This window comes from Streptomyces sp. NPDC048337 (assembly GCF_043201175.1).
In the GTDB taxonomy this organism is placed as follows: Bacteria; Actinomycetota; Actinomycetes; order Streptomycetales; family Streptomycetaceae; genus Streptomyces.
Genome location: NZ_JBICYR010000003.1, coordinates 396,624 through 416,234, shown reverse-complemented (window position 1 = coordinate 416,234; position 19,611 = coordinate 396,624). Strand labels below are relative to the sequence as shown.

Here is a 19,611-nt window from a genome sequence, read left to right as displayed (position 1 = left end):
CTCCTTGTCGCTCCGGGTGGTGCTCGCTCTCGTCCTGTCTAGTCCGTGGCGGGCCCCGAGGTCGCATCCGCGGTCAACCGGGCGCGCAACTCGGCCAGTTCCCCGGGGTCGCCGCCGCGCTCCGCGGCCAGCTCGATATCGGCGCGGGCCCCGTCCGGATCGGCGAGTTCGAGCCGCAGCACGGCCCGGTTGTAGGCGTAGTCCGGGTCGTCGGAGAGCCGTACCGCATGGTCGAGACAGGTCAGGGACTCCTCCGGGCGGCCACTCGCATGGAGGACGTGCGCGAGGTTGTTCCAGGCCTCGGTGAGCTTGGGATTCCGGGCCACCGCGGTGCGCAGGCTCTCCTCCGCTTCGGCCGTGCGCCCGGTTTCGGAGAGGGCAAGGCCTCGGTTGCTCCATGCCTGGGCGTTCCCGGGATCGTGGTAGACGGCGGCGTCCAGGCTGTCCAGCGCCTCGGCGGGCAGCCCCTGCTTGAGCCGGAGCACCCCGAGGCCGACGTGCGCCCGCGCCTCGCCGGGCTTGAGCTCCACCACCCGCCGGAAGTCCCGTTCGGCCGCCGCCGCATCGCCCCGCTGCGTGTGGAGGCGGGCCCGGTTGAGGTGGGCCTCGTAGTAGGGCGGGCACAGGTCGATGGCCCGGTCGTAGTACTCCAGCGCCTCCTCGAACCGGCCGGTCTTCTGGAGCATGTTGGCGAGGTCGTTGGCGTATTCCCCGTAGTTCGGGTCGAGCGCGATGGTCCGCTGGTAGGTCTCGTAGGCCTTGGGGAAGTCCTTGACCATTTCGTAGATCTGGGCGGTGTTGTAGACGAGGATCGACTGGTGGAGCGCGTATTTCTCATCGCCGTAGATCTTCTGCATCCGCTCCATGCCCTCGGTGCAGAGCGTGAGTGCCTCGTCCATCCGTCCCTGCCGGGCCCGGATGTAGGCGAGGGCGTTTTCCGCGAATACCTTGATGTACTCGTACTTCGGGTGGTCCTGGAATTCGGTGGCGAGCTTCTCCAGGTTGAGCAGGGCGAATCGCTCGGCGGTGACGAGGTCCGGAGGCGATTGGTAGCGGCCGTGGGCCATGCTCTGCGAATACAGCACGGTGGGCGTGTAGAGGCTCTGCGGGAAATGCCCGTAGAACGTGTCGAGATAGGGGATCGAGGTGTGGGCCAGACCGAGGGAGTAGAGGACGAACGACATCCGCAGGTAGACCAGGTTGTGGGTCTGGCCGCCGCCGGGAAGGGTGCGCAGCTGCGGATCGGCCCAGAAGCGGGAGAAGAGGTCGAACCAGGTGTCGTAGAGCCCGATCTCCTGGAGCGAGATCGACAGCGGGGCCAGCGCCACCACCTGGTCGGACGCGTCGCGCAGGGCGAGGTGGTGGACCGGGTGGAACACCTCCTCGGGGGTCTCGGCGAGGCCCGCGAGGACCTCGCGGTGCAGGCGTTCCCTCGTGCCGGCGTCGTACGTCTCGTAGTTGCGCACCGCGACCGGGTCGTCGTCCGCGCAGTGGGACGCGACGTAGGCCTCCAGGAGGTCGTACCGGGGTCGCTCGCCCATCAGGCTCAGGTAGAGGTCCAGGTGGGTGTCGAAGGTGAGGTAGTCGGGCAGCGAGACCTTCGCGTCGGCGCAGCGCATGAGCGCCGAGAGCCGGGCCGGCCGGCCCTGCGAGAGCCGCCACAGGCTGTCGAGCCGCTTCGCCGCCGGGGCCGGGAAGCCCCAGGTCTGGATCAGCTCGCGGGCCTCGCCGCGGGACAGGGGGCCCAGGGTGACCCGCGCGCCGTGCTCGGCGAGGGCGACGTCGGGTTCGCCGTCGACCAGGAGCACGATCGTCAGGCGCCGGCACAGCGTCCTGCGGCGGGCGACGATGTCGAGGAACTGCACCACCGTGGGGGACAGCCGGTCGGCGTTGTCGATGACCAGGGTGTACGGGGGGCGCCCGGGGGAGGCGAGGAAGGCGTCGAGGAACTCGTACAGGCCGTTGAGCAGCTTGCCCTGGTACTCGTGGAAGTAGAAGCGGGTCCGCTCGTCACGGCTCGCGATGCCGGTGAGGTCCTTCGGAACCCGGTAGGCGGGGGAGTCCCGGTGCGGGAAGATCCGCTTGAGGGACTGCTCGGCGGCGGCGACCAGGTCCGGGGCCTCGGCTTCCGCGGCGCTCAGCGCGTGGTCCACCAGGGGTTGCAGCCCGGCGAGGTAGCCGTGGGCCAGTTTGTCCCCGCTCGCCGACACCACGCGGCCGGCGGGCCGGCCGCCGGACGCGGACTCGAGCCAGGCGCGCACCGTGTCCGCCTTGCCGCTGCCGTCCGGTGAGGTGACCAGAAGGAATACGGGGGCATCGGGATCATCGGAATTCAGTCGGCTGCTTGCCTGGTCGAGCTCTGCGAAGAAAGCGGGGCGCACGCGCGGAAATGGAGCGGTCATGCCGGATCTCTCCCGTGTCCGAATCTGTCTCACCGGAGGGGGTGGGGGGCCCGCTTGAGCGGACCCCCCACCGAATTCGCCTTAGCCGGCGACGTAAGGCGTGGTGGTGCGAACGGTGTCCTGCTTCTCGGCAACCTTGACCTTCATGTTTGTCACCCCTTTGTCCTGTCAACGGGTCAGCGTCCTTGAATTTCGGACGGCATCAGCATGGGACGGGCGAGTTGACGGCGTCAAGGACGCGCCGGGGGAGGCCGGTTCTGGGTTTTGGCCGGATCGGTTCGGGTGTCCGCTATCTGTGCGTGCCGCGAAATCGCGGAGGTGTGCCGGCCTTTTTCGGTACGTTCTTCCGGCGGTTTCGTATACGAGAACCCGCGCGGGGCGGGGGGAGGTGCGGCGACTGCGCGCGCTCTGCCGTTGTCCGTGCGCTGGTGGGCGCGGCGCGGGCCGTGGGCTCCGCCCGCGCGGCCGGGCCTCCCGGCGTCGACCGGCCGTCGGCGGTTCGTCACCCGGTGGTACGTTTCCGCGCGCGCCTGCGGGGCGGTGCCCGACCGGGCGCGGGCCGGTGCGCGTGGCCGAATGCGGACGGACCGGCTCCGGCGCCGGACCCGTGGCGGTGGGTGCCCGGCGCAACTATGGCCTGAAGCAGATGTTTTAGCCTTCTACAACCTGTTGCAAGGGGGCGAGTCGGGCTGCTGGATAATGACCGGGAACAGCCGAGCGGAAAGACGCCGGGGACACGTGGTGGCCCGGGCAGGAGAGGGAGCCCCCGATGGACGTGCAGCACTTCGAGCGGATCACCGCGTTCATCGAGGCGAGGCTGACCCCGCTGTTCGACGAGTCGACGGGCAGCGAGCACGGCTGGGGGATGGACGACACCTCCCGTGCGCTGCGCGCGCTGCGCAACGCCGTCCTCGAGGCCTCCCACATCAAGGGACTCATCGCGCAGCGCGAGTCGGCCGACCCGGCGATGCGCCGCGTCATCGACCAGTCGGTGGAGCACAACTGGGACGTCCTGCGCGGTATCGCCCGCATGTGGGAGGACCACGCCGACTTCCGCCACGAGTTCAGCCACCACGCGTGGGAGCTCGAGGGACACCACAGCCACGCCTGATCGACCTCGGGGCTCGCCGGGCAGCCGGCCCTCAGGGCTGGTGGGCGGCGGGCAGGGCCGCGGGCATGACCAGGGTGGTGAAGCTGCCCTGGTCGGCGGAGCGGACCAGGATCGGGCGGGGTGGGGCGGGGAGTTCCAGCAGGACGTCCGGGCCCACGCTCGCCTCCAGGGCGGGCGCGAGCACCGCCGGGTCGAAGCCGATCCGTACCGGCTCGGCCTCCGCGCGCAGTGCGGGCAGTACGGTGTCCGCCACCAGCAGCCGGTCCCGGCCCAGCTCCACGGCGACGGCCGGGGTGTCCCCGCAGCCGTCGAGGGCGGCCAGCAGCGCCGCCCGGTCCACGACCACCCGGTGCACGGGCGGCGTCATGGCGTCCAGCACGTCCCGGTAGGCGGGGTACTCCCCGGCCGTCACCGCCAGCTCGCGGGAGCCGCCCGGGTGCCGGACGGTGAGCGGGGTCCCGGCGGCACCCGCGACCACGGTCACCTCGGCGGCCCGGGCCGCCCACGCCCCCAGCCCGACCAGGGCGTCCGCCTCGATCAGCACCCGGCCCGCCGGACCCGTCAGGGAGCCGGGCCGCAGGGTGCGCAGCGAGAGCCGGTAGCGGTCGGTGGCCACGAACCGGACCTCGTCCTCCTCGAACTCCACCAGCACACAGCCCAGTACGGGAGTCGCGGGATCGCGCCCGGCAGCCGGCGCCACCTGCCGTGCCGCGCTCGCCAGTTCGGCCCCGCCCAGGGTGAACTCGGTGGCCGCGGGGGAGCCGGGCAGCGAGCCGAGGACGGCCCCGAGCGCCGCGTCGGCGGCCCGGCCGCGCTCCCGGGCCGCCGCCCGGTGCCGCACCAGCACATCCCGGGCGCGCTCCGGCGGCCCGTCGAGCACGGCGACCACGTCCGCCAGGGCCAGGCCCGCCTCGCGCAGGCCGCGCAGGAGGGCGGCCCGGGCCTCCTGGGCGGGGGAGTAGAAGCGGTAGCCGGTGCTGCCGTCCACGTGCGCGGGCAGCAGTACGCGGCAGTCGTCGTAGAAGCGCAGGGCGCTCGGGGCGAGCCCGACTCGCCGGGCGAACGCGCTGATGCTCATCAGTTCCGGTTCTGGGATGCCGTTGATCTCTTCCATGCCGGTGATTGTCGACTTTCATGCCGCTTGAAGGTCAAACCGAGTCAGGCGGGCGTGACCGGTCGGCCGGAGAGGTCGCAGGGGAGGCGTACACCGGGATGGGCGGCACGCAGGTCGTGGAAGGTCTCCTGCTCGGTCTCCTGGATGGCGGTCGGGGCGATGTGGATGAACCCGGCGAAGGGGCGGTCGACGGTGTAGATCATCACGAGGGCACTGGTGAGGAGCGCGGTGATCACGGCGAGGGACGCCAGCTGCGCGCCGTTGTTCCGGTGGGGGATGGAGACGCCGAGGCCGACGACGGTGAGGGTCAGCGTGGTGAGCAGGAACCACATGATGGCCGGCGGGATGGTGGGGCTGGACTGGGCGAGGCGCTGTTGGCGCTGGGCGGAGCGGCTCTCGTCGGCCGAGACGAGCATGCCGAAGGCGGGATCGGTCCGCAGGTCCAGGACCGTCTGTCGGAAGTCGGCGCTCCAGACGCCGGGTTGAGCGGAGCTCCGGCCGCTCTCCATGGCGGGCCACTCCTTGGCCCGTACGGAGCGGGCGTAGCAGACGACACCGCTCTGCAGCCGCGTCCGCGGGCATCGGGCACGTACGCGGCCACTTCGGCGAGGTGGTCCAGGGCGTGCGCCTCGGCGCGGGCGGCGTCGTCGGCCTTGCTGTACGAGGCGGCCGAGGTCGCGAGGACGAACGCCAGGAGCAGGACGGTGAGCGTCTGCATGGGTCCGATCAGATCGCGGACGTTCATGCCCTCGTCGTCGGCGCTCACCATCTTGGGCCGCAGGAAGCGGTTGGCGGCCAACGAGGCGAGGAGCGCGACCGCGGCCACCACAATCAGGGTGCTCATCCGCCGGACCCTTCCAGGCCGGCCGCCCCGCAAGCCGCATGCGCTCCGGGTGCGGGCGGGCCGTTCGCCCGAACGTACGAGGGGACGGCCGCCCGGCGCCCGGAGGATCAGGCGGGATCCGCCGCCGTGCGCGGGGTGGTCTGCTGGACCGCCCAGCCGTTGCCGTCCGGGTCGGAGAAGTAGACGAAGGAGCCCCAGGGCATGTCCTGGATCTCGGTCACCTCGATGCCCCGGCCGCGCAGATCGGCGTACGCCTCCTCGATGTCGGCGACGACCACCTGCATGTTGTCCAGCGATCCGGGCGTCATCCGGGTGAGCCCCTTGCCCAGGGCGATCGAGCAGGCCGACCCCGGCGGGGTCAGCTGCACGAAGCGGATGTCCTCGCTGACGGTGACGTCGTGGTCCGCGGTGAAGCCGACCTTCTCGTAGAAGGCCTTGGCCCGGTCGACGTCGGTGACCGGGACGGCGACCAGCTCCAGCTTGATGTCCATCGCACGCTCCTGGGTTGCGTCTTCGATCCCTTACGCCATCACGCCATCATGCGCCGGACACCGGCGCCGCGCCCCCCGGTACGGAGTCCCCGGTCGTGTCGGCCGCCGCGAACTGCGTGCGGTACAGCTCCTCGTACCGCCCGCCCGCCGCGAGCAGCTCGGCGTGCGTACCGCGTTCCACGATCCGGCCGTCCTCGACCACCAGGATCAGGTCCGCAGCCTGTACGGTCGACAGCCGGTGCGCGATCACCACCGCGGTCCGGCCCGCCAGGGCCTCGCCCAGCGCCTCCTGCACCGCCGCCTCCGAGGTGGAGTCCAGGTGGGCGGTGGCCTCGTCGAGGATCACCACCCGCTGGCGGGCCAGCAGCAGCCGCGCGATGGTCAGCCGCTGCCGCTCCCCGCCCGACAGCCGGTAGCCGCGCTCGCCGACGACCGTGTCCAGCCCGTCCGGCAGCGAGGCGACGAGGCCGTCCAGGCGGGAGCGGCGCAGGGCCTCCCAGATCTCCTCCTCGCTCGCCTCGGGCCGGGCCAGCAGCAGGTTGGCCCGTACCGACTCGTGGAAGAGGTGCCCGTCCTGGGTGACCATGCCCAGCGTCTCGCGGATCGAGTCGGCCGTGAGGTCCCGTACGTCGACCCCGCCCAGGCGGACCGCCCCCGCGTCGGCGTCGTACAGCCGCGGCAGCAGCTGCGCGATGGTGGACTTGCCGGCGCCGGAGGAGCCGACCAGGGCGACCATCTGGCCCGGTTCGGCGCGGAAGGACACCTCGTGCAGGACCTGCGTCCCGCCCCGGGTGTCGAGGGTGGCGACGGACTCCAGGGAGGCGAGGGAGACCTTGTCGGCGGAGGGGTAGCCGAAGGAGACCCGGTCGAACTCCACGGCCACCGGCCCCTCGGGCACCCGGCGGGCATCCGGCTTCTGGGCGATGAGCGGCTTCAGGTCGAGGATCTCGAAGACCCGCTCGAAGCTCACCATCGCGCTCATCACCTCGACGCGGGCTCCGGCGAGCGCGGTCAGCGGTGCGTAGAGCCGGGTCAGGAGGAGGGCGAGGGCGACGACGGAGCCGGCGTCCAGGGTCCCGCGCAGGGCGTAGTACCCGCCGAGCCCGTAGACCAGGGCGAGGGCCAGGGCCGAGACCAGGGTGAGGGCGGTGATGAAGGCCGACTGGGCCATCGCCGTCCGGATCCCGATGTCGCGCACCCGCGCCGCCCGGGCCGCGAACTCGGCGGACTCGTCGGCGGGCCGACCGAACAGCTTGACCAGCGTCGCGCCGGGGGCGGAGAAACGCTCCGTCATCTGGGTCCCCATCGCCGCGTTCAGGGCGGAGGCCTCCCGCTGCATCGCGGCCATCCGCGCCCCCATCCGGCGGGCCGGCAGCACGAACACCGGCAGCAGCACCAGCGCCAGCAGGGTGATCTGCCAGGAGATGCTCAGCATCACGGCGAGGGTCAGCAGCAGGGTCACGGTGTTGGACACCACCCCGGACAGGGTGTTGCTGAACGCCCGCTGGGCGCCGATCACATCGTTGTTGAGCCGGCTGACCAGGGCCCCGGTCCTGGTCCGGGTGAAGAAGGCGACCGGCATCCGCTGCACGTGGTCGAAGACCGCCCTCCGCAGATCGAGGATCAGCCCCTCGCCGAGGGTGGCGGAAAGCCTGCGGGTCAGCAGCCCGAGCCCCGCCTCCGCGACCGCGATCAGCGCGATGAGGAGGGCGAGGCGGGTGACGGCGCCGCTGTCGCGGCCGGCCACGATGGCGTCGACGATCCGGCTGGCGAGCACCGGGGTGGCCACGGCCAGGAGCGCGGTGACCACGCTGAGCAGCAGGAAGAGGGTGAGCCCGCGGCGGTGCGGGCGGGCGAAGGCGGCGACCCGGCGCAGGCTCGCCCGGGAGAGCGGGCGCCGGTCCTGCTGTGCGTTGATCGCACTGTGCAGGGAGGTCCAAGCGGTGACTTCCATGTCCATGGCCGAAACGTTAAGACCTCAACCAAGCTTCAGGTCAAGGATTCGGCCGCGCACCCTTCTCCGGAGTCGCCAACTGCCGTCCGTACGAGCGAAATTCACATCCCACGTCCGTTGTCGGTGCCCGATGGCATCATCGGTCCATGACGCAGGGATCCGAGTCCGTACGCTTCGGCAAGGGCACCACCGACACCGTCCTGCACCGCTTCGAGCAGTGGGCCCGCGACACCCCAGACGGACGCGCCGTCATCGCCGGCTACGAGAGCTTCACCTACGCGCAGCTCGACACGCACGCCAACCGACTGGCGCACCACCTGCTCGCCTCCGGCCTGCCGCCCGGCGGCCTCGTCGCGATCGGCACCACCCGCCAGGCCGAACTGCTCATCGCCCTCCTCGCCGTCCTCAAGGCCGGCGGGGTCTACGCCGTCATCGACGTCGACACCCCGCGCACCGGCCGGCGGCAGCTCGCCGCCGTCGAGCCCTTCGCGCTGCTCACCCGCGCCGCCCAGGAGCCGGCTCTCGACAGCGGAAGCGGCCTGCGGGTGATCCGGCTGGAGGAGCAGGCCACCGCGATCGCGCAGCAGCCGGCCGGGCCGCCCGAGGCCCCGGCGCCCGCCGGGACCGCCGCGGTCCTGTTCACCGGGGCGGCGGAGCCGCGCGCCGTCCCCGTAGGCCACACCACATTGCTCACCGCGTACGAGGGATGGGCCGAAGTGGCCCGGCTGACCCCCGAGGACCGGCACCTGATCACGGCCGGAGCGGCTCTCACCGACTTCGCCGCGGGCTGGACCCGGGCCCTGTGCTCCGGCGGCACCCTCGTGCTCCCCGTCATCTCGCCCTGGAAGCCGGAGGACATCCAGAGGTCGGTGGAGACCGAGCGGGTCACCGTCCTGCACACCGACCCGGTGGCCGCCGACCGGCTCGTCGTGCGCGGGTCGAAGCCCGCGCCCGGGGTGCCGCGGAGCGGGCGCACGCTCCGGGCGGACGCCCGGTCGCTGCGCCTGCTCGCCCTCACCGGGGACCGGGTCTTCCTCGACGAGCTGGACGCCCTGCAGTCGCGGCTGCGGCCGGGGGTGCGGGTGCTGGCCGTCTACGGCCTCACCGAGGTGGCCGGAGTCGGCGCCCACTTCGAACTCCCGCAGCTGCGGGGCCCGATCGACGAACCGACCGGGCTCTCCCTGCTCGGCGTCCCCTTCCCCGGCTGCGGTGTCCACGTCCATGGCGGGGAGATACGGCTCACGCCGCCCGGCGGCGGCGACGCGATCCCCACCGGGGACCTCGGGCTGCTCCGCCCGGACGGCCTGCTGGAGTTCCGCGGCCGGATCCGGGACCGGATCGGCGTCCCGGGCGGCTCCCTCGACCCGTACTCCATCGAGGCCGCGATCCGCAGCCATCCCGGCGTCGGCAGGGCGATGGTGACAGCGGTCGCGGGCGACACCGGCGTCAACCGGCTCGTCGCGTACGTCGCCCCGCCGCCCGGTGACGTGATCGCCTGGGACGCCGCCGCCGCGCTGCCGGACGTCGGGGGGCTGCGTGACCACCTGGCGGGCGTGGTGCTCAAGGAGGAGACCCCGCGCAGCGTCATCAAGCTGCGCGCCCTGCCGCGCGGCCGGGCGGGCCAGGAGGACCGGACGGCCCTGCCGCTGCCCGCACGGCACGTCCCCGAAGCGGTGGCCACACCCAACAAGTTCAGCCGCGCCGCTCAGGCCGCCGCGGAACCGGGCGGCTGCGCCTTCGGCTGCGGGGCCGCGGTGCTGGGCTTCGTCGCCCTGCTGCTCACGAACGTGCTGTGGCCCGGCTCGACGGACCTCAGCGGGGTGCCGAACCCGTGGGCCTCCCTCTTCTTCCTCCTCTACGTGTGCGAGGTGCTCGCCTTCGGCGCCGGAGTGCTGTTCCTGATCAACGGGCACCGCAGGATGAAGCACCGCAACCTGGGCCGACGGCGCACCAGGGCCGCCCATCTCGCCGCGAGCTACCTGCTGCTGGCCTGGTGGCCGCAGGACAACCTCTACCGGCTGGCGGGCAAGCACGACTGGCCGCAACAGGCCCTGCTCGTCTACCTCTTCAACGTCCCGCTGATGATCGCGGGCCTGATCGTGGCCGTCTTCCTCGCCAGAAAGCCGGACGACCCCTTCCACTTCGACCCCCAGGAGGAGGCCTAAGAGGCGTCCGACGGGCCGAACATGGCGTCCACCGCCAGCACCTCGGCCCGCACCAGCGCTTCCGCCGCGTCCAGCACCTCCCTGCTGTGCGCGGCCACCAGCACACCCAGCCAGGGCACCGGGTCGAAGGCCGCGGTCGGGATCGCGGGGACGAACACCGCCCCCAGCTCGGCGCAGGCCCGCGCCAGATCGGTGCACAGCTCGTCCAACTGCGCCTCCGGCAGCCGAGCCCCCAACTCCACTCGGTCGACGATCCGTACGAGGTGACCCGCGCCCCGCAGCGCGTCGAGCCGGGCCGCCACCATGAAGGCGATGGACGGCCCGGTCAGCCGCAGATTGGTCTCGGTGGGCGCGAGCCGCCCCGCGTCATCCATCACAAAATCCACGTCGAACCAGCCCCGGTAGCCGGCGGCCGCCAGCTCCCGCCCCACGGCCGCCCCGAAGGCGGCAAGCGGCTTCTTCGCCCACGCGGGGACCACCCCGGGCCCGACGGTGGCCCCCGCGTAGCAGCCGTCCCGTACGTCCATCACGGCCCCGCCCGCCTCGTGCACGCGGCCGTCGTCGTCCACAAAGCCGTCGTAGGTGAGATCGCGCAGGCCGTGATCAGGGCCCTGGACGTACTCCTCCACCAGCAGCGGCCCGCGCGGCAGCCGCCGCAGCAGGGCGCGGGCCCCACCGGCCGCCCGGACCTGCCCGGGGGTTACCACCGTGGTACCCGAACCCCCGACACCATGCTCCGATTTCAGAACACTGCTCTCCCCGGCCTTGGCCCGGGCGGACAACAACCGCACCGCCGCCCACCTGGAGTGGGCCCGCCATTGCGCGGGCAGCACGATCCCCGGATGCCCACCCTCGGCCAGAATCCGGCCGAACAGCCCGTGCGCCGCCGACTTCGACTCGTACCGCAGCTCCCCGTCCCGAAACGGCCGCCCCGCCAGCCGCCCGAACGCCCGCGTCCGCCCCCACGGTACGAGGGGCCGCCCCGCACCCGTGATCCGCTCGACGAGCGCCGGCCGCTCCCTCACGGCATCGACCAGCCCCGCCCCCCGCTCCACCAGCCCGTCGTACACCTCCACCCCCGACCACCCCAACTGGCGGCACACCAGCTCGGCCCAGCCCCGCGGCACGGCCCTGGGCAGCACCAGCACGGCAGGCTGCGGACTGTAGAAGGCGGCCAGGCACGCGTAGTGATGGGCGGGCCACTGCTCCCGATCCAAGCTGATATCGGCGAACTGCGCATTGAACTCGGCGACGTTCCCCAGGTGCACGGCCGGCCCGCCCCCGGTCCACGCACGGGCCCACCCGACGAGCGGAACGGGAGCCACCTCGAACCGCACCAAGTCACCCGGGCCGCCCGGTACAGCGATCGCCCCCATCGCCCGATAGAACCCAACCGCGTGCGGATCGGAGTCGATCACCAGCCGCCGCACCCCCAACTCCACGGCCCGACGCAGCACATCCAGGTACAACAGCCGCCCCACACCGCACCCCATGACGGCGGGCTCGACGAACAACAGCCCGAGCACCGCCCGCGAGCCGCCCCCCTCCAGGGAAGCGACCCCCATCACCACCCCGTCCTCATCCTCGGCCACCACGATCCGGCGGTCCGCCACCTCCTCCCCCCGGATCTGCAGCTCCTCCTCACACCCGGCGAGAAACTCAGCTCCATACCCCCAATGAGCCTTGGACCGCATCACCAGCCCGGTCAGGCCCTCCGCCTCCTCCTCCCGGGCCCGCCTGACCTTTACCATTTCCTGACCTCCCCATGGTCCGCCACAGGCCGGTGCGATAGATTCGGCCAGCCCAAGGCACATCCTTTCCCACCCACCCGGAGACAGGCTTCTCAATGAGCGACATCATCAACGGACTTGGCCGCACCAGCGCCTACGGCGCCCTCGGCCTGGTCCTGCTGATCCTCGGCATCGTCCTCGTGGACGTGCTGACGCCCGGGAAGCTCCCGAAGCAGATCTGGGAAGAGCGCAACCGCAACGCCGCCATCATGCTCAGCTCGGCGCTCCTCGGCATCGGCGGCATCGTCTTCACCTCGATCTGGACCACCTACAACGACTTCGGCAAGGGCCTCCTGTCGACCGCGGCCTTCGGTGTCCTCGGCCTGATCCTGATGGCGGTGGCCTTCCTGGTGCTCGACCTGGTCACTCCGGGCAAGCTCGGCGCCATCGTGGTCGACCCCGAGCCCCACCCGGCGGTCTGGGTCACGGCCTCCTGCAACCTCGCCGTAGCCGCCATCGTCGCTGCGTCCATCGCCTGACGGCACCGCCCCCCGGCTACGCCAGCCCCAGCGCGAACACCGCGAACCCGGCGGCCAGCAGCCCCGCCACAGCGCCCCGCACCGCGGTCGCCTTGCGCCACGGCTGCTCGAACCGCCGCGCGTAACGCGCGATGACGACCAACAGGACCGCGAACACCGGCATCCAAGCGACCCGCGCCGCAATCCACCCCAGGTTGTCCGGCGCAGTGGTCAGCCCGGCCACCCCACCCACAAAAGACCCCGGCACGGCCGCCGCCAGCATCGCCGTCTGATGCCAGCACAAAATGGTCATGGCGCACAGGTTGATGATCACGACCGGCGCCCACAGAACAGGCCGGGTGAGAACCCGCGCAAGCCGCTCCCGCAACAGGATCGCCGCCCCCGACTGCGCCGCCGCCAGCGCCAGCACCAGTAGCGACGGCGGATGCGAATTGGTCCGCGCCTCACCCGGTACGCCCACCATCGACGCCGGGTAGTGGAACACCGCAAGCAGCGAAGCGAACAGCACGGCCCCACCCACCAGCAGCAGCCACCCCCCACGCCGCCCGATCCGCCCCTCGCCCCAGTCCACCCCGAGCTGGTACGCGAACAGCCAGCCCGGCAGAACATTGATCAGCGCCACCCAGGACGGCACGGAATCCGCGACCGGCCCGTACCGCAGAAAGTCCACCACCGCGACCACCCCGAGCAACGGCGCCGCCGCCCACCCCCCGAGCCTCCGGGCCGCCCGCACGCAGTACGGCGTCAGCGCGGTAACCACCACATACACCCCGACGAACCACAACGGCTGGATCACCAGCGTCGCCCCGGTCCGCAGCGTGGCCAGCGGCACCCCGGCCGCGTACAGCACCGGCGCCGCCAGCGCCCACACCGCCGTCACCCCGAGCACCGGCCGCCCCAGCCGGGCCATCCGCCCCTTCAGCCACGCCCCCGCAGATCCCTTACGGCGCCGGAAGGAGAGCGCCGAGGCGTACCCGCCGACCAGAAAGAAGATGCCGAGCATCTGAAGCACCCAGCTCGCCGGAGCCAGCCCCCCGAAGGCCGACAACGGACTGGCATTGTGCAGGCCGCCCTCCGCATCGAGCGTGAATCCGCCGAGCAGCCAGTGCCCGGTCGGCACGGCCAGCAGCGCCAGGGCCCGCAGCCCGTCGATCGCCCGGTCGCGGTGGGCGGGGGTCTGCCGCTCGATCCGGTCGGCGGTCCCCTTCAGCAGGGTCAAGAAGCTCATCGGACCTCCCCCTCCGCGATCGCGGCGAACGCCGCCAATGACTGGGTGCCGGGTGCGAAATAGCCGGTGTGCCCCCGCACGTCGGCGGCGGGCACCCGACGCGCCCCGAACGCCGCCGAGGTGGGATCGGCCCCGTGTCCCACCCCCGCGAACTCGACGTGCGGGATGTCGGCGATCCAGTCGGACGGTCCCCGAGCCGCCCACACCCGGGCACGGGTGCGCAAACCGGCCGCGCTGTCGGCGCGCATCCCCGGTGAGCCGAACGCCACGATGTCGGTGGCGTCCGTGTCCCGCGCGGCCAGCCCGCAGACCACCGAGCCGTAGCTGTGGCAGAACAGCACCGGGTCGGGGGCGCCCACCGCGTCCAGCCCCTGTGTGAACCGGGCCAGGCGTACCGCCCCCGCCTCGGCCAGCCGGCCGCCCGCCGCGTCCAGGCCCACCCCGACCGGGGTGGTGTAACCGACCCAGGCGATCACCGCGGTGGAGCCGCCGACCGCCGCCCGCAGTGCACGGGCCATCCCGGCCGGCCCGGTCGCGGGCTTGCGCACGGCGTCGTAGCCGGTGGCGTCGTTGTCGGAGCCCGGCACGATCACCGAGACGTGCTCGGCGTGCTCCAGGTCCCCGAACACCTCGGCGACCTGGCCCCGCCCGCGCGGGTCGAAGGCCAGGATGCGCCGGTCCGGCGCGGCGAGGGAGGCGTAGCGGGCCTCACCCGTCGCGGCGACGGCGATCCGGTTGGCCTCGTACCGCAGGGGGAGCGGCGCGCCGTCCAGGTTGCCCACCACCAGCGGGTGGGACCGTACGAGCTCCCGGCGCGCGCCCTCGTCCAGCCCGGCGAAGAACCGCGCCACCTCGCGCGGCGTCGCCCCCGCCGGATCGGGCAGCGCCCGACCGGAGACCGTGTCGGCCCGCCAGGCGGCGGCCCCCGGCGGCGGCCCGGTGACCGCCCGCTGGCTGTCGCCGGAGGCCCATCCCGCGGTCCCCGCGACGACGGCCACCGCCAGCGCGGCCGTGACCATCGTCCTTCCGAAGCGGCGCATGCCCCTTCTCCTCTCCTCGTGGCGAGCCGTGTGACGGGCCTCGTGACGAGGAGGAAGGTAGGAAGGAGGCATCGGCCCGTACGTCGGACCGTGGAGCCAAGTCGGATGTCATACCCCGGTAGGGGGTGGAGGAGAAGAGGTCAGCCGGAGTCGCCCGGCCGCACCAGCCCCGCCTCGTACGCGAAGATCACCGCCTGGGCGCGATCCCGCAGGTCGAGCTTGGCGAGCACCCGCCCGATGTGCGTCTTGACCGTCTGCTCGGCGACCACCAGCCGGCCGGCGATCTCCTGGTTCGAGAGCCCCCGCGCGATCAGCTCCAGTACCTCGGTCTCACGCGGGGTGAGCCCGTTCAGCCGCAGCGCCGGATCCTTGCGCGGCGCCGGCCGCTGCTGGACGAAGTCCGCGATCAGCCGCCGGGTCACCGAGGGCGCCAGCAGCGCCTCGCCCGACGCGACCACCCGTACCGCCGCGATCAGGTCCGCCGGCGGCGCGTCCTTCAGCAGGAACCCGGAGGCGCCGGCGCGCAGCGCCTCGTACACGTAGTCGTCGATGTCGAAGGTGGTCAGCATCAGCACCTTGGGCCGGTGCACCACCCCGGGCGGGGGATCGAGGAGCTCCCGGGCGGCCGACAGTCCGTCCATCTCGGGCATCCGTACGTCCATCAGCACCACGTCGGGGTGGGTGGAGCGGGAGACCTGCACACCCTGCCGCCCGTCGGGCGCCTCGCCCACCACGTCGATGTCGGCCTGCGCCGACAGCAGCGCGGCGAACCCCGCCCGCACCATGGCCTGGTCGTCGACGATGATCACGCGGATGGTCAACTTGCGTCCTCGCTCGGGGTGTTGACGGGCAGGCGGGCGGCGACGCGGAACCCTCCGTCGGGCAGCGGACCGGTGTCCAGGGTCCCGCCGGTCAACCGTACGCGCTCCCGCATCCCCACCAGACCGTGGCCCGTGCCCGAACTCTCCAGCGCCACCACGGCGTCCCGGGCCGGGCCGTTGACGACGAGCACGAGCACCTCGTCCTCGTCGACGGTCACCGAGACCCGGGTCCGCGCCCCGGGCGCGTGCCGCACCACATTGGCCAGGGCCTCCTGCACGATCCGGTACGCCGACAGGTCCACGGCGGGCGGCGCCGCCTCGGCCGCACCGGCGGCCAGGGACAACTCCACCGGCTGCCCCGCCCGTACGGTCGCCTCCACCAGCTGCTGGAGCCGGTCGATGCCCGGCTGCGGGGCCTTCTCGCTCTCGGCACGCTCCGTACCGTCCCCGCGCAGGACGGTCAGCAGCCGCCGCATCTCGCCCAGCGACTCGCGCGCACTGGCCGCGATCGCCGCGAACTCCTCCTGCACCGGCTCCGGCATGCCCGGCAGCCGGTACGGCGCCGAATCGGCCTGTACGGTGATCACCGACATGTGGTGGGCCACCACGTCGTGCAACTCCCGGGCGATCCTGGCCCGTTCCTCCAGCAGCGTCCGCCGGGCCCGCTCCGCCTCGCTGATGCTCTCCTGCTCGGCGATCCGCTGCTGCGCGTCGCCCAGCCCGCGCAGCGCCCCCGTCAGTGCCAGCATCACCCCGGAGAGCACGAACAGCAGGGCGGCCGTGTTCATGGAGCCCGTCGGCTGGGAGAAGCCCAGTACCGCCCCGACCGCGCCGGTCGCCAGCCACACCCCGACCAGGGTCCGGATGGACTCGCGCAGCCCCAGGCAGGCCATCAGCGCCAGATAGCCGACGATGGCCATCGGGGTCCACGGCCAGGCGTGCGCGGCCACCCGGTCGGCCCAGATCAGCAGCACCGCGCCGATGGTGTCCGACAGCAGGACCAGCGCCCAGGCGGCCATCGGCCGGGTCACGGCGAGCAGCAGCGGCACGGTCTGCGCCACCCCCAGCGCGCCGGACCAACCGCCGCCCAGCCCGTAGTCGTTCGTCAGCACCGCGATGGTCACCGGCAGCAGCGTCACCACGAAGACGCCGACGACCCCGAACGGCAGCCACCGCTGCCAGGCCTTGGGCGCTTGGGCGAAGAGCGGCTCGGCGGCCCGGGCGGGCGTCCTCATCACCACCGCGAGCTGCGCCAGCGCGCCCGGCACCCGGGCGGCGGGCGAGGCGTCACGGCTGCGTTCGCGGGTCCGGAGGCGCATGCGGGGACGGGTGCGGCGGGCTTTGTCGCTCATGATCGGACCAGCCTATGCTCCTCGGACGCCGATCCGCCGTACGGATAGGCTGCTCGCCGGTCGATCACGGGGAGCCGGTGTACATGGGCGGGGCAGCCGCGCTGGAAAAGCTGGTGCCGGTACTGCTGGCGTTCGGCGGCGGGGTGTTCCTGGCCCGACGCAAAATCGTTCCGGCCGAGGCCTCCAAGGCGTTCTCGGACTACGCGTTCCTCTTCGCCGTGCCCTGCTACCTCTTCGGCAACATCTACGCCGGCGACCTCGCGGCCCTCTTCGACTGGCAGGCGATCGGCGGCTACGCCGGGGCGGCCGCCCTCGCGGTGGCCGCGGTGGTCACCGCGGCGATCGCGAGCGGACTGCGGGAGCCCCGCGCCGTGGCGTTGCGCGTCATGGCGGGAGTCCAGGTGAACACCGCCTACTTCGCCGTCCCCGTCTTCATCACCGTGTTCGGGACGGCCGCCCCGATCTTCCCGATCCTGCTCTTCCAGGTGTGCGTCCTGTCGCTGGTCGTCATCGCCCTGATGGAACTCGGCCGTCCGGGGCCCGAGATCGCAGGCCCCGGGCGGCGCCTGGCCCGGGCGGTCGGCGCCTCGCTCGCCACACCGCTGGTCCTGGCCTGCAACGCGGGGATCCTGCTCAACCTGCTCTCGGTGCACGTCCCCTCGGTGGTCCTGGACGGGGCCGCCTTCGTCGGCGACAGCGCCTCGCCGGTGGCCCTGTTCGCCCTCGGCCTCCACCTGGGCGGCATCGGCCTGGACCTGCGGGGCACCACGCGCGAGGAGCTGGCACTCATAGGTTTCAAGTGCCTGGCCTTCCCGCTGCTCACCTGGGCGGTGTGCGGGGCGCTGTTCGGCGTGCGGGGGGAGTGGCTCGCGTATCTGGTCCTGATCGCGGCGATGCCGACCCCGCAGAACCTGTTCATCTTCGCTCAGCGCTACGACGTGGGCGTCGAGCTCTCCGCCTCCATAGTGATCAAGAGTTCGCTCGTGTCCCTCCTGTTGCTGCCGCTGTGGTTGCAGACCGTGGCCTCATGAGCGCATCGATATCCAGCCTCACCGGCGTTTGAGGACCGGGTCCGGGCAGCGCCGCGGCAGCGGCCTCGTACCCCCGGAGGGGACCGGCTCGTTGATGCGGCATGGAACTGCCGACCATCGCGGCGCCTGGTGTCCGGGAACGGGCCGACGCCGTGGCCGATGCCGCCTGCCACCTCTACGACACCGTCATGCCCTGGGGGACCGGGGCGGCGCCCGGCCGGTGGAGCCGGACCGCCGCCGAGGACGCCGCCGAGGCGATCGAGACCACCGCGCACGCCCTCGCCTCCATCGACCCGGGCGCCGAGCTCGTCCTCGCGCCCGTCCACGCCGCCCTCGCCGACCTGCGCCGCCGGCTCGGGCTGGCGCCCGCCGACCCGTTGACCGTCGACGGGCTCCCGGCGACCCCGCGCACGGTCGGCAACCCGCGCCGGACCCGCTGGGTCCGGGTGCTCACCCCGCCTTCGCCCCGGCAACCGCCTTCTCGTACAACTTCCTGATGTCCGTGCCGAAGTACGAGCTGTACGAGGTGTCGGCGGTGTCCCCGCCCGTCTTCCAGCCGCCGATGACCCCGACCACGTCACCGGTCCCGGTGCGCGCGTCGTAGCGGGCCAGGAAGGGGCCGCCGCTGGTCCCGCCCGGATAGCCGGTGCAGTCGATCCGCAGGAACGAGCCCGGGATCCGCGCGTCGGTGCTGGTGAACTTCGTCGTCCGGTTGACGCACAGGCGCGGGCGCGCGGCGGAGGCCGGATAGCCGATCAGCGAGATGCCCGGGTGGACGTAACCGGCCCCGGTGACCAGGCGGTTGCCGCCGACCACGTCCTCCACGGGGAAGCCGTGGGCGTCCGGCCCCACCTGGGCGAAGGCCACGTCGAGGGTGGCCGCGCGGTCGACGCCCTGGGACCGGTAGCGCGGGTCGATCCAGATCTTGGAGTGGCCGGTCGCGTCCCGCAGGACCGGGAACATCCCGTACGGCTGGGGCTTCGCGCGCGTGTACTGCGGTACGAAGGCGATCTGCCGGGTGTCGGAGCCGGTCAGGCAGTGTGCCGCGCTCAGCACCAGGTTGTGGCCGGGGGAGGCGACCACGCTCGCGGTGCAGAAGTACGCACCGCCGCCCTTGACGACGAACATCCGGCCGACGACCGGGATCCCGTCGAAGTCCTGCCCGATACCGGGGCCTGCGGCCGGCAGCCGGGCGGGGAGGGGGCGGGAGGCCGGGGTGGAGGACGGGGTCGGGCTTGGGTTCGGTGTGGTTGCCGGCGCCGGGGCCGGGGTCGACGCGGGGGCTGGAGACGGCGTCGGGGTCGCGGCAGGCTCCGGCACGGGGGTGGGGACGGGAGCCGGAACGGGCGCGGGGTTGGCGCCCGGGTCCGATACGGGCACGGGGACCGGATCCGGAACGGGCGCAGGGTGGGGGGCCTGGACCGGAACGGGTGCCGGGGCGGCGACTGGGTCAGGACGGGGCGCGGGGCTGGAGACCGGATCCGGAACGGGCGCCGGGGCGGCCACAAGGTCCGGAACCGGCGCGGGCTTGGCGACCGGGCCCGGAACGGGCGTCGGGGCGGCCACCGGGTCCGGAGCGGGCGCGGGGTTGGAGACCGGGTCCGGGCCGGGGGGCAGTGGGACGGCCGCCGCCATCCGCTCGGCGGTCCAGAACGACTCCGCATCGCGGGCGGTCCAGTGCCCCGCCGCCACCGGGGCGACGGCGCTCCCGGCCTCGGCGACGGGCAGCGGCCCTCCGGGCACCAGCAGGGCGGCGGCAGCCACGGCCATGGTCAACGTACGTCGCACG

Annotated in this window: 16 protein-coding genes; 5 read left to right on the top strand and 11 right to left on the bottom strand. The window is 72.8% G+C overall.

The annotated features are described in order from the left end of the window. Positions 1–38: 38 nt before the first annotated feature. Positions 39–2,261 (bottom strand): tetratricopeptide repeat protein, encoded by a 2,223-nt coding sequence (locus tag ACGFYU_RS07565; protein WP_393826328.1) that lies wholly within the window; start codon positions 2,259–2,261, stop codon positions 39–41. Positions 2,262–3,171: 910 nt separating this feature from the next. Here ACGFYU_RS07565 and ACGFYU_RS07560 point away from each other — a divergent pair. Then, the gene (locus tag ACGFYU_RS07560) at positions 3,172–3,513 is read left to right on the top strand and encodes a hypothetical protein (protein WP_393826327.1); all 342 of its coding nucleotides are present in this window, start codon (positions 3,172–3,174) and stop codon (positions 3,511–3,513) included. 31 nt (positions 3,514–3,544) lie between these two features. Here the strand turns inward: ACGFYU_RS07560 and ACGFYU_RS07555 are convergent, their stop codons facing one another. The 4 genes from ACGFYU_RS07555 to ACGFYU_RS07540 all read right to left on the bottom strand — a co-directional run bounded on the left by ACGFYU_RS07555 (position 3,545) and on the right by ACGFYU_RS07540 (position 7,922). Continuing rightward, positions 3,545–4,627: a MerR family transcriptional regulator gene (locus ACGFYU_RS07555; protein WP_393826326.1), complete on the bottom strand. Its 1,083-nt coding sequence runs from the start codon at positions 4,625–4,627 to the stop codon at positions 3,545–3,547. A gap of 44 nt (positions 4,628–4,671) precedes the next feature. After that, positions 4,672–5,136, bottom strand: a complete 465-nt coding sequence (locus tag ACGFYU_RS07550; RefSeq protein WP_393826325.1) for a hypothetical protein — start codon at positions 5,134–5,136, stop codon at positions 4,672–4,674. Between the two features lie 442 nt (positions 5,137–5,578). Beyond that, positions 5,579–5,962 carry a VOC family protein gene (locus tag ACGFYU_RS07545; RefSeq protein WP_393826324.1) on the bottom strand — a complete coding sequence of 128 codons (384 nt, stop codon included), beginning with the start codon at positions 5,960–5,962 and terminating at the stop codon, positions 5,579–5,581. Positions 5,963–6,008: 46 nt separating this feature from the next. Beyond that, positions 6,009–7,922: an ABC transporter ATP-binding protein gene (locus ACGFYU_RS07540; RefSeq protein ID WP_393826323.1), complete on the bottom strand. Its 1,914-nt coding sequence runs from the start codon at positions 7,920–7,922 to the stop codon at positions 6,009–6,011. Positions 7,923–8,062: 140 nt separating this feature from the next. On the opposite strand from ACGFYU_RS07540, the gene ACGFYU_RS07535 reads away from it, so the two are divergent. Beyond that, entirely contained in the window at positions 8,063–10,081 is a 2,019-nt protein-coding gene (locus ACGFYU_RS07535) for an AMP-binding protein (protein ID WP_393826322.1), read from the top strand. Here ACGFYU_RS07535 and ACGFYU_RS07530 read toward each other — a convergent pair. Next, the gene (locus ACGFYU_RS07530; protein ID WP_393826321.1) at positions 10,078–11,832 is read right to left on the bottom strand and encodes a GNAT family N-acetyltransferase; all 1,755 of its coding nucleotides are present in this window, start codon (positions 11,830–11,832) and stop codon (positions 10,078–10,080) included. The two genes, ACGFYU_RS07535 and ACGFYU_RS07530, sit on opposite strands and share 4 nt — an antisense overlap. A gap of 95 nt (positions 11,833–11,927) precedes the next feature. On the opposite strand from ACGFYU_RS07530, the gene ACGFYU_RS07525 reads away from it, so the two are divergent. Further along, a complete protein-coding gene (locus tag ACGFYU_RS07525) occupies positions 11,928–12,350 on the top strand; it encodes a DUF350 domain-containing protein (protein WP_393826320.1) in 423 nt (140 codons plus the stop codon). A gap of 16 nt (positions 12,351–12,366) precedes the next feature. Here the strand turns inward: ACGFYU_RS07525 and ACGFYU_RS07520 are convergent, their stop codons facing one another. The 4 genes from ACGFYU_RS07520 to ACGFYU_RS07505 form a co-directional block, all read right to left on the bottom strand. Continuing rightward, on the bottom strand, positions 12,367–13,578 hold the full coding sequence (locus ACGFYU_RS07520) for an acyltransferase (protein WP_393826319.1): 1,212 nt from the start codon (positions 13,576–13,578) through the stop codon (positions 12,367–12,369). Further along, the gene (locus ACGFYU_RS07515; RefSeq protein ID WP_393826318.1) at positions 13,575–14,618 is read right to left on the bottom strand and encodes an alpha/beta hydrolase; all 1,044 of its coding nucleotides are present in this window, start codon (positions 14,616–14,618) and stop codon (positions 13,575–13,577) included. Before ACGFYU_RS07515 ends, ACGFYU_RS07520 begins: the two co-directional genes overlap by 4 nt. A gap of 140 nt (positions 14,619–14,758) precedes the next feature. Continuing rightward, positions 14,759–15,439 carry a response regulator gene (locus ACGFYU_RS07510; protein WP_393826317.1) on the bottom strand — a complete coding sequence of 227 codons (681 nt, stop codon included), beginning with the start codon at positions 15,437–15,439 and terminating at the stop codon, positions 14,759–14,761. After that, positions 15,436–16,791 (bottom strand): sensor histidine kinase, encoded by a 1,356-nt coding sequence (locus tag ACGFYU_RS07505; RefSeq protein WP_393826316.1) that lies wholly within the window; start codon positions 16,789–16,791, stop codon positions 15,436–15,438. Before ACGFYU_RS07505 ends, ACGFYU_RS07510 begins: the two co-directional genes overlap by 4 nt. 83 nt (positions 16,792–16,874) lie before the next feature. On the opposite strand from ACGFYU_RS07505, the gene ACGFYU_RS07500 reads away from it, so the two are divergent. Both ACGFYU_RS07500 and ACGFYU_RS07495 read left to right on the top strand, forming a co-directional pair. Then, positions 16,875–17,822 (top strand): AEC family transporter, encoded by a 948-nt coding sequence (locus ACGFYU_RS07500; protein WP_393826315.1) that lies wholly within the window; start codon positions 16,875–16,877, stop codon positions 17,820–17,822. A gap of 101 nt (positions 17,823–17,923) precedes the next feature. Continuing rightward, positions 17,924–18,319 carry a hypothetical protein gene (locus tag ACGFYU_RS07495; RefSeq protein WP_393826314.1) on the top strand — a complete coding sequence of 132 codons (396 nt, stop codon included), beginning with the start codon at positions 17,924–17,926 and terminating at the stop codon, positions 18,317–18,319. On the opposite strand, the gene ACGFYU_RS07490 is transcribed toward ACGFYU_RS07495, so the two are convergent. Continuing rightward, a complete protein-coding gene (locus tag ACGFYU_RS07490; RefSeq protein WP_393826313.1) occupies positions 18,273–19,610 on the bottom strand; it encodes a hypothetical protein in 1,338 nt (445 codons plus the stop codon). The genes ACGFYU_RS07495 and ACGFYU_RS07490 overlap by 47 nt on opposite strands. Between the last annotated feature and the right edge of the window lies 1 nt (position 19,611).

What these genes read in the sequence shown, in the direction of transcription:
- ACGFYU_RS07560 (WP_393826327.1), top strand. Translation starts at nt 3,172, where the DNA reads ATGGACGTGCAGCACTTCGAGCGGATCACCGCGTTCATCGAGGCGAGG.
- ACGFYU_RS07555 (WP_393826326.1), bottom strand. Translation starts at nt 4,627, where the DNA reads ATGGAAGAGATCAACGGCATCCCAGAACCGGAACTGATGAGCATCAGC.
- ACGFYU_RS07550 (WP_393826325.1), bottom strand. Translation starts at nt 5,136, where the DNA reads ATGGAGAGCGGCCGGAGCTCCGCTCAACCCGGCGTCTGGAGCGCCGAC.
- ACGFYU_RS07545 (WP_393826324.1), bottom strand. Translation starts at nt 5,962, where the DNA reads ATGGACATCAAGCTGGAGCTGGTCGCCGTCCCGGTCACCGACGTCGAC.
- ACGFYU_RS07540 (WP_393826323.1), bottom strand. Translation starts at nt 7,922, where the DNA reads ATGGACATGGAAGTCACCGCTTGGACCTCCCTGCACAGTGCGATCAAC.
- ACGFYU_RS07535 (WP_393826322.1), top strand. Translation starts at nt 8,063, where the DNA reads ATGACGCAGGGATCCGAGTCCGTACGCTTCGGCAAGGGCACCACCGAC.
- ACGFYU_RS07530 (WP_393826321.1), bottom strand. Translation starts at nt 11,832, where the DNA reads ATGGTAAAGGTCAGGCGGGCCCGGGAGGAGGAGGCGGAGGGCCTGACC.
- ACGFYU_RS07525 (WP_393826320.1), top strand. Translation starts at nt 11,928, where the DNA reads ATGAGCGACATCATCAACGGACTTGGCCGCACCAGCGCCTACGGCGCC.
- ACGFYU_RS07520 (WP_393826319.1), bottom strand. Translation starts at nt 13,578, where the DNA reads ATGAGCTTCTTGACCCTGCTGAAGGGGACCGCCGACCGGATCGAGCGG.
- ACGFYU_RS07515 (WP_393826318.1), bottom strand. Translation starts at nt 14,618, where the DNA reads ATGCGCCGCTTCGGAAGGACGATGGTCACGGCCGCGCTGGCGGTGGCC.
- ACGFYU_RS07505 (WP_393826316.1), bottom strand. Translation starts at nt 16,791, where the DNA reads ATGAGCGACAAAGCCCGCCGCACCCGTCCCCGCATGCGCCTCCGGACC.
- ACGFYU_RS07500 (WP_393826315.1), top strand. Translation starts at nt 16,875, where the DNA reads ATGGGCGGGGCAGCCGCGCTGGAAAAGCTGGTGCCGGTACTGCTGGCG.
- ACGFYU_RS07495 (WP_393826314.1), top strand. Translation starts at nt 17,924, where the DNA reads ATGGAACTGCCGACCATCGCGGCGCCTGGTGTCCGGGAACGGGCCGAC.